This is a genomic window from Maribellus comscasis (assembly GCF_009762775.1).
Lineage (GTDB): Bacteria > Bacteroidota > Bacteroidia > Bacteroidales > Prolixibacteraceae > Draconibacterium > Draconibacterium comscasis.
The window spans coordinates 4,157,327-4,173,811 of record NZ_CP046401.1; the positions used below are offsets into that span (position 1 = coordinate 4,157,327).

Here is a 16,485-nt window from a genome sequence, read left to right on the forward strand (position 1 = left end):
AAGAATTAGCCACAAAATGCTGAGATACAAGAAAAGAAGTCGGGCCTCATTTTAGCCCGACTTATCGGTATTTTTAGAACTTTTGTGTCAAGGAAAGAAAGAAATTTCTTCCTGGCGCAGAAGCTCCTGAACTGTAAGGGCGATAACGCTGATCTGTCAGGTTTTCAATTCCGGCACTAAACGACAAACTGTTGTTTACATTGTACATTCCTTTAAAATTGAGTGTATACCAGGACGGGGAATAAGGATTTCCATTTTCATCCAGAGCGTAGATTTCTGTTTTTTCCTGTTCGCTTACAGCCAGGTCGTTATAACTGTATTCGGCCTGATACGCAGCATAAAGTTCCAGCCGTAATAAATCTGTAGCGTAGGTAAGTTTTGTAATCCCAAAAGCAGGTGCTGCATGACGCGAAGGGCTGGTAGTTCCGTCATCAAGTTCTTCTTCTCCTTTTTGATAATTGAAATCAGACGAAAGGCCAAATCCTTCCGGCAGCTTTACTTCTATTCCCGCCTGAATGCCGTATACGTTGGCTTCAGCTGCATTCTGAATGGCTTGAACTTTACTCATCACTCCGTCGTACACGATGCTGTCTAAGCCGTTTAGTGTAAAGTCACGGCGAACTAAAGCATTATTCAGTTTTGTGTAATATGCTGAAAGATCGATTTTAACAATATCACCAAAAATTTTTGCTACTCCCAAATCGGCAGAATACGCATACTCCGCATCCAAATCCGGATTTGGAACAACAACTGCTCCGGGTTCTGAATCAAAAACTTTGCCCATGTCGTCCACATTGGGAGCACGGAAAGCTGTAGCGAGGTTGGTAGAGATGACCCAGTCTTCTGTTGGGCGAAAAACGCCTCCAATACTTCCGGTTAAGGCTCCCTTGTTCATATTGGCTTCGGTAAAAGGAAACGGATAGAACCGGGTGTCGAATTCTGCATCAATTTTGAACTGGTTATAGCGGATTCCAGCCTGAAGTAAAAACTGATCCGAAATCTTAAACTGGTCGTTTAGATAAAGAGCCATTGATTGCCAAGTAGCCTGAGGATAGCGGGATGGGCCATCCTCAACAACAGTTGTGCTGATGTCTTCCACTTCGCCGGTCGATTCCACATCATTTAAAACATATTCGAGTCCGTAATAAAGTGTGTTTTTTGTTCCCGTTGTTTTTACAAAATCAAAATTAGCAGAGTAGGCTTTTACTTTTTCTGTATTGGTTGTGCGGTCGCTTTTATTCAACGAACGATCGATTCGGCTTTCTTCAAAAGCCTGTTGGGCTAAACGTAAAGTTGACTGGTCGTACAACACATTGTCTCCTTTATGTGTAACACTAAAATTATTCATCATCCAGATTTGCGGGCCATAATTCCATTCCGCATAACGCGGCAGCCCGTTTCTTATCCGGTTGTGCCTGTCGTATCGGCCATAAGGAGAAGTTTCGGAATAATGGAATCCATATTGAAAGTCAAATTTTTCTGTAGGTCTGAACCGGACTTTCTGCATCATGTTTATTTGTGAATAAGCCGTTGGGATTTGCAGCAACTGATCGTTCTGATAAATCACAACATCAGTTTCACTTTGTCGCTGAATATGGTAGGGTTTTATGTATTCGTCAGGCCCATGACTCCCCTGCCGCAAATGATCATAATCGAATGAACTGACACTTGTCACAAATGCCCATTTTCCCCAACCTACATTCACATCAAAATGTCCTGTTCTTTCGTTGTTTGCAGACGAGTATCTTGCAACGGCTTTACCCGAAATAAGTGTGGATTCGGAGTAAGACAGCTGTGGTGTTAGTGTCTGAAAACTCATTACTCCGCCAATAGCATCGCTTCCGTATATTACCGAGCCCGGTCCGAATAGAACCTCTGCGTTTTCCAGGGAAAACGGATCAACAGATATGACATTCTGGATATTTCCTCCCCGGAAAATAGCAGTATTCATTCTTACTCCGTCAACAGAGTATAGCAGACGGTTGGTTGCAAAACCGCGAATCATCGGACTTCCGCCACCCTGTTGGCTTTTCTGAATAAATACTTTCCCCGAAATCCCAAGCAGGTCAGCGGTTGTCTGGGGATTTTGCATTGAAACTTTTGCTGGTGAAATGGTTATAACTTTAAGGGGAATGCTACTTGAAGATTGTTGCCACCTGGCCGCTGAAACAACAACTTCATCAATGTTTAAATTTGTTTTTTCAAGTTCAATACTAAAATTCCGAGATTCAATGTCGGAATAGGTAAAAGCAACCTTTTTGTATCCAAGAAAGGTTACATCAATCTTTTCCGACCCTTTAAAATCGGTAATATCCGACTGCCCGTTTTTATTCGTTGTCGCGTATGCTTTTGGCGATTCACTAATCAAAACCACAAACTGCAGAGGTTCCCCGCTATCATTATCTGTTATTGTTATTGTTTGAGAAAACCCCGAAACGGTAAGTCCGAGCAATAACAATAACAAGTATATATTTTTCATTATGCTTGTTTTAAACTGTATTTTGTCCCGAAAGGACATAATTTTTCCTTTTGCGTTATCCGCGTAGCTGTTTGCTTTTTATTTTGTTATGAAAATTTGGGCGGTGGTTCTAATGGTGTTAAAAAGAAAGATGAATAGAATATAAAATAGTCCGGGTTTATTTTTTTTAAGTTCCTGGCAAAAATCTCTTCAATTTTTTGAATTTCCTGACAAAAAGGAGTCGGGATAAAAGTTACAATACTTTGGTGATTTTTGTCTTTCCCGTTTTCTTCAGCCCGATCAAATTCTGCCAGCTTTTCAAGTTTTCGGTTAAGTTCCGTCTCTTCTTTATCCCACCAACACCAGTAGTAAACCGAGTCGCCAACTGTTTTTGTGCGAATTATATCATACATCTGCTCGTTGTATTCAAACTCTCCGGAATGCTCCCACCTTAACTTTGTTTTTGTTTCTTCCAGCGTGAATTTTAATAAAATCTTTCTTTCACCTTCCTTCTTTTTGTTTAGTACCTGGGTTTTGACTTGCGTTTTTACCACAAGTTTTTTTTGTTGTAACCACAAGTAGACTCCGGAGAGCTGATAGAAAAGTATAAATACAAGTAATATGACGGCGATTTTATCCTTCAACAGATTTCTTTTTGTTTTTACAAATATATTAAGGTGTTGTTTAATTAACACGATATTTAATATAAAACCAGAGTTAGTAGCCTTTTTCCGAAAATATTCAATGTGTTTTAAATCTATGTTAATTCGATTTTCTCTGACAAAGCTCACAATTTTTTAGTAAAGCGGTTTGTTCTTTTGCGCCCGTTTTAAACGATAATTTACAGGAAATCATTTATTTTGCGATGTTTACACATTTTATTGAAATGAATCCAAAATTAGCGACAGCTCTTAAAGATTATGTTATTATAACCTTTGGCCTGTTGATGTTCACAATGGGGTGGGTTTTGTTTCTGATTCCAGCAGAAATAACAGGCGGCGGTGTGAGTGGTATTGCTGCTGTTGTTTACTTTGCTACAAAAATTCCGGTGAGTTTGACTTTCCTGGCAATTAATGCGGTTTTGGTACTTGTAGCAATAAAAATACTGGGAGCAAATTTTGGAATAAAAACTATTTATAGTATTGCCGTTTTAACCTTGTTTTTTGCCCTTTTTCAGAATATTCTGAAAAAGCCGATTGTGGATGACACTTTTTTATCGGCGGTTTTGGGCGGAATGTCAGGCGGAATCGGACTGGGGATTGTTTTCTCCCGGGGCGGAAGTACCGGAGGCACTGATATTTTTGCCATGATAATCAATAAATACAGAAATATAAGTCCCGGAAGAATTATATTATATTGCGATGTAATAATTATTGCCTCTTCGTATTTTGTATTTCAATCACCTGCAAAACTGGTGTATGGTTACGTAACGATGTGGGTGGTGTCCTATTCGCTCGATTCTTTTTTGAGCGGGGCAAATCGTTCGGCGCAAATGTTTATTTTTTCCAGGAAATATGAGGATATAGCGAATTTTATTAACAATGAGGCAATTAGGGGTGTTACAATATTAGACGGAATGGGATGGTATACAAAGGAAGATACTAAGGTCATCATGTCGGTCGTTAGAAAAAGGGAAACCAGTGCTATATTTAGAAAAATAAAAGAAATCGATCCGGAAGCATTTATTACCATGGGAAGTGTAATGGGAGTGTACGGACAGGGATTTGAAAAACTAAGATTGTAAGATGGGATTATTGAAGGAAAGATTTTTAAAGGTTATTTTTGGGGTATTTTTTATTGTTATAGTTTTTTCGTGTCAGAACAAAAAATCAGGGAAAAATGTTGGCGAAAAAGTTGTGCCCGACACATTGATTCCGATTGAACCGATATTAAGATACGGAATTCCCATTGATTCTTTTCATCTGGTAGAAGGCGTGATAAAATCGAATGAATACCTCAGCGAAATTTTAAATGATAATGGGGTAGGGATGGTTACCATCGACAAGCTGGCACGAAAATCAAAACCCATTTTTGATGTTCGCAAAATACGCAGCGGGCAAAAATACACAGTTTTTCAAACTGCCGACTCATTGCAGGAAGCCCGTTATTTTGTATATGAAAATTCTCCTACCGAATACTTTGTTTACGAGTTGTTCGATACACTGAAAATATATCGGGGTGAAAAAGAAGTAAAAGTCCGGCAGCGAATAGCACAAGGCGTAATTGAAACATCGCTATGGAATTGTATGGAAGACAATGGATTGAGCCCCGTTTTGTCTCTTGATTTGTCTCGGATTTTTGCCTGGACGATCGATTTTTTTGCTATCCAGAAAGGAGACCGTTTCAGAATAATTTACGACGAATTATTTGTGGATTCCACTAAAATAGGAATTGGCGAAATTTATGCTGTTCAGTTTGACCACTATGGAGATGAAAATTACGCTTTTCGATATTTTCAGGATAATAGTTACAGTTACTTTGATGAAAAAGGAGTTAGCCTTCAAAAGGCATTTTTAAAAGCTCCGCTCGATTATTACCGGATTAGTTCGCGTTTTTCGAACAGTCGTTTGCACCCGGTTTTAAGAATTCGTCGTCCGCATCACGGTGTAGATTATGCAGCACCAAAAGGAACACCTGTAATGAGTATCGGTGACGGAACGGTAATTGCACGCGCATATCAGAAAAATGGGGGTGGAAATTATGTGAAAATCAAACATAATTCGGTATATACGACCACCTACATGCATCTTTCCGGTTTTGGTAAGGGAATAAGCACCGGCTCGCGCGTAAAACAAAGCCAAATTATTGGCTACGTTGGTGCCACGGGTTTAGCGACTGGTCCACATCTTGACTTTCGTATCGCAGAGAACGGTAGTTATGTAGATCCGTTAAAAGTGAAAGCTCCGCCTGTAGAACCGGTAAAGGAAGAAAATTTACCGAAATATATGATTTTGAAAGATTCATTGATAAATGAACTTCAAAAAATTGAGTGGGCGGGGGAAGAACTTCTGGTTGGAAATTAGATTCAAAGCTCTGGTTGTCTAATACCCGCGGTATTCTCCTTTCATTACGTTTAGTGTTTCGCGAATCCATACTTTGTAGCGGGTGTTTTCTTCCCAGGTGTTTCCGGCTGAGCTAAAATCGCAAAAGTGTACGGATTTAGCTTGACGAAATTCGCCTTCCAAATCGGTTCCCAAAACCAGTGGTGCAGTAAATGACATCCAAACATGTGCAGGTTTCTGGGGCGCCGGTGAGAGTTCAACAACACCATCTTTGTTTTGAATTGCTGCGGCTTCGTCTGTAAAACCATCATTAAAACGCGAGTCGCGGGCCAATACCAGCGGGCCACGTGTAATAGCCTGGTAGTCGCCTTGTTTTATAAGTCGCCCGCGTAAATCCAACGTCAGCTCAATTTGGTCGCCTTTTTTCCAGTTGCGTTCTATTGTTTTATAAGTCCCGGGACGAATCCCCAAAATTTCTTCGCCGTTTATTTGTATCGAATTTATTTTACTCCACTCCGGAATGCGAAAAGAAATCCCAAAACTGTTTTCTTTTTCCGGCTGAATTTCAATGATAATTTTCTCGTTTTCCGGATAGTTGGTTTTTTGAAGCAGCAAAACTTTGTTTCCACTGTTTAGTTCAATTTCTGCTTTTGAATTGCTGTAAAAATTCACAACAATATTGTTTTTTGTGCTCATATAAGCAAATCCCGGCATGAGTGTAAAACCACGCGGACCATTGGCGTTACAGCAATTAATGTGCATTCCGCATTGTTCTTCACCGGCATGGCGACGGCCTTCCAGCGGACTGTATTTTGCAATCTCGCCGGCATCAAACTTCATGGAAGCCAACAGTGCGTTGTAAAATGTTTTTTCAATCTGGTCGGCATAACGTGAATCGCCGGTAACCTGAAGCAGGTTGTAGCATAATTTCATCCAGGTTATGGTTACACAGGTTTCCATGGTGTGGTAGGTTGGTCGTGTCTGATTTTCAATTCCATGATACCAACACTCAAAAGCTGAACCCGAACCAGCAATATTTATTTCCGTATTGATGATGTTTTCAACCACATCGACAACGGCTTTATAATATTTTTGATTTTCGGTAACCAAATACAACTGTAACAGTCCTTCGTAACACGACATCATTTCATAAGCCTTTTGCCCGTTGTCCCAGCTCCACCATGTTTCAGGATGAGGAAAGCGCTCGCTTACCCAAATTCCTTCCAATGCTTTACTTATCAGTTGGGGGCCATCTTTTGTTTCCCATTGTTCTACAATGTATTCAGCAAAATCGAGGTATTCTTTTTTGCCGGTGTGTTTATACAAATAAACCATTGGCTCGAGCACCGAACTGCTTGCCATTCCATGATAATTTCCTGTATACGTAATATCCTTTTTGTCTGGTCCAACCTGCGTAAGCAGATGGTTGGCCACATTTTGCGCAGCTTTTAATGCTTTTTTGTCGTTTGAAACTTCGTAATAGCGAATCAAACCTAACATGCTGTATTTTCTTCCCCAAATATCCCACTGCTGCAATTGGCTTTCCGGTGCATAATTTCCAATGTATCCGTTTTTTAGCTGGGTTTCCAGCAGTCCGTCCACTGCATTTTTCATAATGTCCAACAATTCGGGCTCTTCAGTATATTTATACGCCGCTACTGCCGACAACATCCATTTTCCCCAAAATTCGCTTTGCCACAATCGGGTTTCAGTTTTGTGCCGGAAAGGTTCAATCAGATGGTCAATGTCTTGCTTTTTTATTCGCTCTGCAATACATAAATCAATTTTCTCCCCTGCATGACCTTCTATTTTCACATGAGAAGGCTTTGTAGCGTTTAGTTGTATCAGTGGATTTTTCTTTTCTTTTTCGGAGCTTGTTGCCGGAAGGATTATAATCGCAGATAAAAGAAGGACGAGGATGAAAGTTTTATTTGTCATTTTTTAGCTGGTTAAAAGAATAATAATAGGTTTTTCAGATCAGTGATTGAAAGTAAAAAAATATTTGAATATCCGGTTCAATTTTATGTTTAAAAAGATTTGAAATGTGCTTTTGTTAAACCAGAGACATTCATAATCCTGGGGAAACGAAAGATTATTTTTAAGTGGAACGGAGCCCGAATGCGGTGGCATTTCCGGAGCTAACAGGTTTTATTATTCTCCAAAGTTTGCTTTTTTTGATTAAGATTAAATCAAACTCCTACCTTTAGCTTTGCCCAGGGTCGTTTATTGTTTGGGAGTAAATGAGCTTTATTTCAAGGATTTTCAGGACGATGACTGCCTGAACATCTGGTTGTCAAACAAACGCATTACTCCTGTTATTACAGTTAATACACCTGCAAAAATTCCAAATATTTTTTCTATTGAAATTCCTTGTGAGATTAAAATAAAGGCGGCTAAAGGGATTAAAATTAAAAGAATAAGATACTGAATATTCCGCCATTTTCCTTTTAATCCCAGTTTCTTTTCAATTTTCTTCACATCCGACGGTTCCATACTTTGATTGACAAAAATTCTAAAGTCCTCTGAAAACAATCTTGGAAACGGAGCCGGGATAATTAGCTTTTTGTTTACAAGTCGTTCGATCATCGCTTTGTTTTTCCGGTTTAGTAAACCATCGTCGGCTAAATCGTACAACACAATTTTTTCATATCCGGTTAGGTTATCCCAAATGTTTATAAATTGAGTTTCATTGTCATCAATTTCCCACTCCTTGTGTTCAAGTCTGTTTCTTTGGTTTCCGGACACTTGTTTTTGGTGGTTTGCAACATCCTGCAACTGATTGTCAGGCGCTTTGTGGTTCAGATAACCATTAAATTCAAAGAAATTTTTAAAGGTTGTTTTCCATCTTTTTTTCAAAAGATAGATACGTCTTATGTCTTTCTGTTTGATTTCGTTTTCATCGATATAATCATCATAAAATTCATCAATCGATTCAAGATCAAAAGGGATGTCAACCACTACTTTCCCTTTTGCATTCCGACAAATTTCCTGTAATCTAATCAGTAAAAACTTATGCTTATCTATCTCATAAATTGACAGATCAAGACCATTTATCCATATCAGACTGGCATTTTGAACTAGAGCATCGCAATCAAATTCAGAGTCAATTAATTGTAAAGTGCTGATGGTTTCAATTGAAGTTTGATTGTTCCGACTCGATTCATTTACATATTCTTTTGTTTTTCTCAGGTAATATTCCCCGTTAAACGAGTGGAGTAGTATTTTTTTGATCGCTTTATTTTCAAAGAGGGTTTCCCACCACGAAATATTTGATTCGCTCCATTGTTCACTATTTAAATTGAGCAACACACCTGCAACATATTGTAATAAAATCCAAACGGCGATAGCTACAAGTGAAAAGGTTATAATTATACTTAAAAGCCATTCTGCAATGTTTGTATTTAGTGTTGTGTTTGAGACGATTTGAACAGCACCATCTGTTCCGCCTTTGGAGTAAATTAAGGTAGTGTCGTTTGCAATCCATTCTCTGGTATAAACAGAATCGTCCGGATTTTTTTTGATTCCGTAATCTTCATTTACCGGGTCGGGTAGCAAATTATAAATTATATCCGCCTCATTAAAATTTCCTGAGTTTTCGAGTAGGTCGGTTTTTTTTATATCGGAATAATCAACGAAATTAACTTTCAGATTATCGATCCCGTTTCCCTGAATACGTTTAAGCCATTCTGTATTTTTTTGGTTGGGGTAATTTGCTTTCAGTTCCAGATTATCCATAGCTACAGAAAACAGTTGGTCTTGTTTCCAGTATTTTTCTTCCTGGTATTTTATTGAAAAATAGTACTGCACTACAGGAACTGCGGAGATGCTGGTTAACCACAAAAACAGAAACGCAATATAATTTCTTCTTATCCGCGAATTGTGCAACGAAATGTATCTTTCTGTAAGTTTGGGTTGCTTGTCAATAAATTGTAAAACCCTGGGAATATAGAAAGTAAAAACAGTTAATATTGTTAGAGGGATAAAAATGGGCCATCCGGGGAAAAACCGGAATAACAAAATAATACTCATAATTACTGTTACCAGAAGAATAATATTCTCGGGATAATATTTTTTCCGGAAAAGACTTCTTAGTCGCAGTTTTTTTCGGTTGAGGAAAATGAGGGTTACAAATGATGTGTAGATAACAAAAATGAGTTGATACACCAGAACAGAGAATGGTTTTTGGATATACAGGATACCACTGAACTGAACGATAATTAGTGCAATTAGTATCGATGATAAATAGAAATACTGACGGTAGTTTTTACTTTGAAAATGAAGCCAGCTTAAGAACCAAATTGGTTTTTGTACAGTGTTTTCAGGTGGGATAATCCACCGCATAACCAGCATGCCAAGCCCAATAAAAACGAGCGATACAAAAAGAAAATAAAATGTAAATAAAAATATCCTGGCATTTTTGTTATCGGTTTGGCCAATGTCGAGTATAGTAATATGATAAAGAGGACTTTCATTTATTGGAACAACCCGGGCTATCCATTTTTTTTCATTGTAATTAATGTGAATAATTTCTTCGCTTCGTAAATCGATAGCTTTTAGTAGTTTAGGGTTAGATTCGCATTCGTCGAAAAAATTCTCGTGCAGGTTTTTGGCTTTTATCGAGTGATATAAGACATTGCCCGTAGCATTCACAATAACATACTCAATGTCTTTGGGAAGTACCTGGAAATAGAAAGAAGGAACTGCTGAAGTGATTGCAGTAACCGGAAGCGAGTCATTTTTGGGATTGTGGAATGAAAACGCGGTTTCACCCTTTCCGGTGTTGTACGATTTTATAGATTCAATATAAAAATTAACGTTATAGGACGGAGAAGGCCAGGTATTTGCCTTATCAACTGCTTGTGTAAAATAGTTTCGTGCACTTAAGTCAAGAGGAACAACCTCCGAAAAACGTGTTCTGGTTACAGCTTTGTTTACGATTCCGTCGGGTTGAATCAGAATGATTTCATTAATAGGGAGCGGTTTGTCAAGTGTGTCTCCGGTCAACTGGTAAAATTTTCCATCCGGTTTTTCAAAGTGGTCTCTCACTTTTCCTGATAACGACGATTGTTCGTGTGTTGAATCATTGATTGAAACATACAGGCTTTTTATTGAATTTATATCAGAATCTACATACGAATAAAGCGAATCAGAGACCAGTTTCAGGCGGTCTTTTAAAATTGAACGGTCAACAAACTGATGTTTGATGACACCAATTACTATGAGAACCAGTAAGCCTGCGCCAAAAATGGTAGACATTGCGCTTCCGCTGGCATCCATCGCTTTGAGTCTTTCCTTTTCATCGATGAAAATTATTTTTAGGATGGGCATTCCTATAAAAATCAACAGAAGAATTGCTGCGATCAGAATTAAAATCTGGCTGTTAATGGTACGGGTTTTATCCCGGAAGTCTTCATCCACAATAAGCCCGGCAATACAGAACCTTTTCCCCAGAAAGTCAATGGGTAGAATCATCACATGTTTGTCCTCTCCCCTGATATTAAGCGTTTCCCAAATTCCGCCCTGAACATTTTCAATACTATCGCAAAGCGCTTTTGGATTTGTAATATCGGCAACCAAATCAAATTTCGAGTTATAATAAACCAACGAATCGTCAAACAGGATAATATTTTCAAAAAGCCTGTCGAACTTTAGCCCCTGCATCAGAATATCAACGGGGACTTTGTACTTCACCGGATTGTTTAGAAGTGTTTCAACGTTTGGTATATATGCAAACCGGTAATTGGGTAAATAAAAATCCTTTACTGAATCAATCGAATTTTTGCTGATTGTGTCAGGGATTTGCGGGCTGTAATCAATAAAAAGTTTGTTTTCTTTTTTTGAATAGATAAATATTGATTCAGGAGTTTTATCTTCATTTTCCAGCTGAACATAGGGTAGAAGTCCGTCAACAACTTTTTGTACGTCTTGCAGTTGAGGCGTATTTGTTGTATTTAACCAACTCTTCCGGCTCATTTGGTTTGTATTGTTGTAGTGTCTTATTTTATAATACAGGCCGTAGTTTTTAAAATGGTTCTGGTAATAATCGTTTTTGCCAAACATATTGTTTCCATATTCTTTTAATATGCGGAAAGCCCTTTGTTGAAGTTTTGATTCCTGGTTTGGGATATATATAAAGAAGTAAGAAAAATACAATAAGGCAAATGCCAGAATAATAACAATCCAACCAATGTAGTTGGCGCTTTTATGGAACTGTATTTTCATAATCTAATGGTTGGTCGTAAACAAATATACGGTAATTTGTAATTAAAGTCAATGAAGGCCTTTTTGTCTTTTATTTCACTGGTTTTATATTTGATAAGTGATTTGAGATTTTATACGTTTGGTTTGTTCAACAAAAAATTGTTATTGGCTGTTATTTTGGAAATGATTGTTCAGAGAGAAGAAATATGTATCTGATGTATTTTGCTCCTGTTAAAATGATTTTAATTTTTATATTCGTTAGTCGATAAATAAATAAAAACATGAAAATGAATATGCTGAGAGTTTTTGGAATAGTGATGTTGGTTATTGTGTTTTCTTCTTGTGTAAGAAATAAAAGCGGAGTACCTGTTCAGAATGAAGTGCCTGCAAATGCCAATGTTTTTGAAGTAAAGGAAGTGGTACACGGCAGTACCTATACTTATATGAATGTTAAAGAAGGAATGGCTGAAAAGTGGGTGGCAGTTACAAAACAGGATGTAGATGCGGGCGATGTTTATTATTACGACAATGAGCTGGAAATGAAAAATTTTCACAGCAAAGAGATTGATAGGACTTTTGATATTATATATTTTGTAAGTCACATTAGCAAAACGCCCATGGCCCAGGCTCCTCAAAATCCAATGGGAGGAATGATGCCGGGAATGGGAGGAGGAGACATGGCTGCACACAGCGGACGTGTTGCTACGGAAGAACACAACGAAATTTCGCTCGAAAAGTCAGGGAATGAAGTTACCGTCGCAGGGGTTTTTGATAACCGGGATAGTTATTCAGGAAAAGAAATAGAGATTCGTGGTGTGGTAGTTAAAGTAAACAAAAGTGTAATGGGGAAAAACTGGATTCATATTCAGGACGGAACCAGCGGAAGTGACGGAAGTTACGACTTAACAATCACCAGTCAGGATGTTGCCGAGGTAAATGATGAAGTAACTTTTAAAGGAAAAATTACTTTAGAGAAGGATTTTGGTGCCGGTTATTTTTATGAAGTTATTATGGAGGATGCAACTTTGGTTGCCACTTCTTCAACAGTTAATTTATAACATTAATATTTTCACAGTCTGAATCTTTTACGATTTTGGCAGCTTCTTCTCTCCAGGAAAAAATTCCGGGGTAAAGAATTTGTGCGTCTTTCACGTCGTTCAGAATAAATGCCGGTCGCACATTGTCTCCTTTTAAAAAAAGCTGAACATTGTTAAATGTGATATTTTTAACGTGGCGCACAAAAAATCCGGAAGCCGGTAAAATATCGCCAAACATTCCGGCTGTCGGATATCCTTTATCATTTTCCCGTACTTCCAGTGCTGCTTCTTTTTCCGAACCATCGCTGAGATTGGTAATAAAAATGTTACTTAAATTAATATTTTCAGCATAGTTACCGGGGAAACCTGTAATGTTTGATGTTGTTTTTGATGAAGTGGTTGCAGTTACATTCGAAATTGAAACATTTCGCAGTGTTCCAATTCCCGGTTCTTTTGCATCGTGAGAATATTTTCTGGCCCGGTTTCCCAAGCGCACAAAAATGGGGCAACCTGTTTCCAGAATGATAATGTTGTTAATGTTCACCTGATCGAGCAGTCCACCGTCAACCATTTCAACAGAAATCGCGGACTGTCCGCGCAATGTGCCATAAATTGGGTCGGGATCAACAGAAGGGCTCACAGTACAATTGCTAAAAATAATGTTCTCAAAACCACCGGTGGTTTCTGTACCAAGTTTTAATGCGTTACAATGCGATTTTACTACACAATTTGTTACCAATACATTTTTACAGGATCTCGGACTTGTGCTTTTCAGACAAATTCCGTCATCGTCGCTATCAACAAAACATTCCGAAACAACAACGTCGGTACATCCGTCAATATCAATTCCGTCGTTATTGTAGTTGCAGTGATTATAAACGTTAATTCCTTTTATTTCGAGGTTTTCGCACGCCAGATAATGTTGCATCCAACCTCCTGAATTGCGCATGTTTATATCATTTATCCGAACATTTTTGCAGTCGATAAGCTGAATCAGATGCGGGCGCGTAATTCCGGGTTCGTCGCCTGTTTCTACTCTTTCAAAAGCAGCTCCCTGCCCGTCGATAGTTCCTTCACCGGTAATTCCGATATTATTTTGCCCTTCAGCAAAAATGAGTTGTTTGGTAGCCTGACCCGTACGAAGCGCTATAAAATCTGGTTGTATACTCAGGTAATCCTCCAGATTTTTGCTTCCTAAAAGAGTGGCTCCTTTTTGCACATGGAGAGTAACACCGGTTTTTAGTACAATTGAACCGGTTAAGAAATTTCCGGGCGGAATAATTACGGTTCCGCCACCACTTACCGATATTTTGTCAATTGCATTTTGAATGACTTTTGTGTTGACGGTTTTTCCGTCCGTTTTAGCACCGGCACTCAGAATATTAATGTCTTCTGCCCGGGATAAATTTATAAGTACTGAAAATAAGATTATCAGATTCAGTTTTTTCATTTTGAAATATTTCCGTTTAATCAGTAAAATTAAAAGATTTACCGGAATTCGGAATAGTTTCCAGGTGCAGTTTTATATAATATTCTCATATAAAATCTGCGTTTGCAAAAGTTATAAAATTCAATTACTTGCAATTCCTGTGTTGAATACTTATTTTTAGATCCGACATAAAATTGAACTAAACCAACAAAAACCTAACAATGAAAAAGCATCATTTTAAACGGAGTCTGTTTTTACTACTTGTTTTTTTCTATTCTGCCAATTACGCCCAACAACCGGATGATCTTTCGGATATAGCTCGCAATGCAGAAATTTGTTTGCAAAAGGGAATAACATTTATGCAAACACTGGCTATTGAAGGAGGTTACGTATATAATTATACGCTGGATGGAAAAGAAAAATGGGGCGAAGGAAAAACCGATGACCGCACAATTGAAGTCCAACCTCCCGGAACTCCGGCAGTTGGAATGAGCTTTTTAGAAGCTTATCGGATAACCCAAAATCAGAATTTTTTAAAAGCTGCTGAGAATGCAGCGGGTGCACTTATTAAAGGGCAGAATGAATTAGGGGGCTGGGAACACAAAATTTATTTTGATCGCCCCAAAGGGAAACGGGTAAGTTTTGACGATGACCAGACACAGAGTGCCATTAGCTTTTTGATGGCTTTGGATCAGGAAATTGATAGCCCTGAACTGACAGATGCAGTAAATAAGGCACTGGGAATGATGATAAAATCTCAACTCGATAACGGAGGTTGGCCACATCAATATCCGTGGCAGGGGAATTACCACGATTATGCGACTTTTAACGATCAGGGAATCAACGATTGTATCCGGGTAATGATTGAAGCCGACACATATTACGAAAGAACCGACATTAAAGAAAGCCTGCAAAAAGTTGGGCGTTTCATGATGATTTCACAACTACCTCCGCCTCAGCCGGGTTGGGCGCAACAATACAACGAATTTCTCCAGCCGGCGTGGGCGCGAACATTTGAACCTCCTGCGGTTTGCCCATCAGCAACAGTACATAATATAAACAGTCTTATTGATTTATATCTTCACTCTGGTAGAACAAATTATCTGGAGCCTGTTCCTGATGCTATTCGCTGGCTGAAAGCCTCACAACTGCCCAACGGGAAATGGGGCAGGTTTCTGGAATTAGGAACAAATAAACCATTGTATTACGACCGGGGACGCATCAGGGTTGAATCGTTGGAGCAGCTGTCGTTGGAACGTAGAACAGGGTATGGATATGAAACGGATATAAAAAGTGCACTTGAAGCTGCAGAAATGCGTTATCTGCAGGTTTTAGAGGAGGCGACTGTTGATCAAACGTCAGTGCCTTCGTTGGAAGAGTTGGCAAGGAATGCTGAAGCTGTTATAGAAGCTCAGGATAATTTCGGACGATGGGTAGTGCAAAATGACAAATTCCGGCAGAATATGGAAGTGAGCAAATGGAATGGAGAATATCGAATTGAGGACCGGATTTCAACCGCTCTTTTTAATCGAAACGTGAAAGTTCTTTGCGATTATCTGGAAGCTTACAAACGTGTTGCGGGGAAATAATTTAACGCAGGCAGGAAGATTATCTTTCTGAAAAATAAAAAAGTATATTTGCACCCTTAAGATTGAATTGAATTTCTGGTAACCTGGAGCAATTACCAGTTTTACACCATTTGTGTAATTTTTAGTATGCAAAAATCAATTAAACCTAAGCTGAAATCCCTAATCATTGTCGTGCTGATTTTTTCTGCTGTCAGATCTGGTGCGGCAGATTTTGAAACCTGGACCTTTGCAGGTGGTCAGACAAAAATCAGAAACGTGAATTTCTTTTTTCATAGTGCCAATTTTTTTAGAGGTGGAAGTGATTACTTTTTGAATCATACACAGCTAACGCTGGATTTTCCTTCCCAAAAAAGTATAAGTTTTGGTGTAGGTTATAAACAGGAATATGTTGAGTTTCCAACACGGTGGAGGGCAGAATACCGTCCGATGTTGCACATGTATTATAGTAAAAGTTGGGGTAACTTTAGTTTCCGGGATCGAAGCCGCTGGGAGTTTCGGTTTTATGATGGCGAATTGATCAACCGGTACAGAAATCAGGTTCAGCTCATGTTTAAAAAATCTGAAGTAATTACGCCATATCTCTCTACCGAATTTTCTTTTTATTTTAATAAACTGGATTATACCCGGCAAAGAACCATTTTGGGTTCTTTTATTCATATTAAGAGTGTAAATTTCAATTTATTTTTGGCCCACCAGATTAATGAAGATTACCCTGATATTTGGAAAAATAAAATCATTTTGGGTACAGGGATGAGCTACAAATTTTAGA

At 38.5% G+C, this 16,485-nt stretch carries 10 protein-coding genes; 5 read left to right on the forward strand and 5 right to left on the reverse strand.

From position 1 onward, the window contains the following. Window positions 1-73: 73 nt before the first annotated feature. Window positions 74-2,479 carry a TonB-dependent receptor gene (locus GM418_RS16410; RefSeq protein ID WP_158868240.1) on the reverse strand — a complete coding sequence of 802 codons (2,406 nt, stop codon included), beginning with the start codon at window positions 2,477-2,479 and terminating at the stop codon, window positions 74-76. Window positions 2,480-2,565: 86 nt separating this feature from the next. Beyond that, entirely contained in the window at window positions 2,566-3,102 is a 537-nt protein-coding gene (locus GM418_RS16415; RefSeq protein WP_158868242.1) for a hypothetical protein, read from the reverse strand. 242 nt (window positions 3,103-3,344) lie between these two features. On the opposite strand from GM418_RS16415, the gene GM418_RS16420 reads away from it, so the two are divergent. After that, window positions 3,345-4,202, forward strand: a complete 858-nt coding sequence (locus GM418_RS16420) for a YitT family protein (protein ID WP_158868244.1) — start codon at window positions 3,345-3,347, stop codon at window positions 4,200-4,202. Window position 4,203: 1 nt separating this feature from the next. Next, complete coding sequence (locus GM418_RS16425) at window positions 4,204-5,481, forward strand: M23 family metallopeptidase (RefSeq protein ID WP_158868246.1); 1,278 nt, start codon at window positions 4,204-4,206, stop codon at window positions 5,479-5,481. 18 nt (window positions 5,482-5,499) lie between these two features. Here the strand turns inward: GM418_RS16425 and GM418_RS16430 are convergent, their stop codons facing one another. Both GM418_RS16430 and GM418_RS16435 read right to left on the reverse strand, forming a co-directional pair. Beyond that, window positions 5,500-7,398, reverse strand: coding sequence for a glycoside hydrolase family 127 protein (locus GM418_RS16430; RefSeq protein WP_158868248.1), 1,899 nt, complete (start codon window positions 7,396-7,398; stop codon window positions 5,500-5,502). Window positions 7,399-7,722: 324 nt separating this feature from the next. Continuing rightward, on the reverse strand, window positions 7,723-11,682 hold the full coding sequence (locus GM418_RS16435; RefSeq protein ID WP_158868250.1) for a hypothetical protein: 3,960 nt from the start codon (window positions 11,680-11,682) through the stop codon (window positions 7,723-7,725). Window positions 11,683-11,948: 266 nt separating this feature from the next. Here GM418_RS16435 and GM418_RS16440 point away from each other — a divergent pair, with 266 nt between their 5' ends. After that, window positions 11,949-12,719, forward strand: a complete 771-nt coding sequence (locus GM418_RS16440) for a hypothetical protein (protein WP_158868252.1) — start codon at window positions 11,949-11,951, stop codon at window positions 12,717-12,719. Here the strand turns inward: GM418_RS16440 and GM418_RS16445 are convergent. Then, complete coding sequence (locus GM418_RS16445; protein ID WP_158868254.1) at window positions 12,709-14,148, reverse strand: glycoside hydrolase family 28 protein; 1,440 nt, start codon at window positions 14,146-14,148, stop codon at window positions 12,709-12,711. The two genes, GM418_RS16440 and GM418_RS16445, sit on opposite strands and share 11 nt — an antisense overlap. Before the next feature lie 200 nt (window positions 14,149-14,348). Between GM418_RS16445 and GM418_RS16450 the strand changes: the two genes are divergently transcribed. Next, window positions 14,349-15,716 (forward strand): pectate lyase, encoded by a 1,368-nt coding sequence (locus tag GM418_RS16450; RefSeq protein WP_158868256.1) that lies wholly within the window; start codon window positions 14,349-14,351, stop codon window positions 15,714-15,716. A 126-nt stretch (window positions 15,717-15,842) separates the two neighbouring features. Then, window positions 15,843-16,484 carry a DUF2490 domain-containing protein gene (locus tag GM418_RS16455; RefSeq protein WP_158868258.1) on the forward strand — a complete coding sequence of 214 codons (642 nt, stop codon included), beginning with the start codon at window positions 15,843-15,845 and terminating at the stop codon, window positions 16,482-16,484. The last annotated feature ends 1 nt before the right edge of the window (window position 16,485 follow it).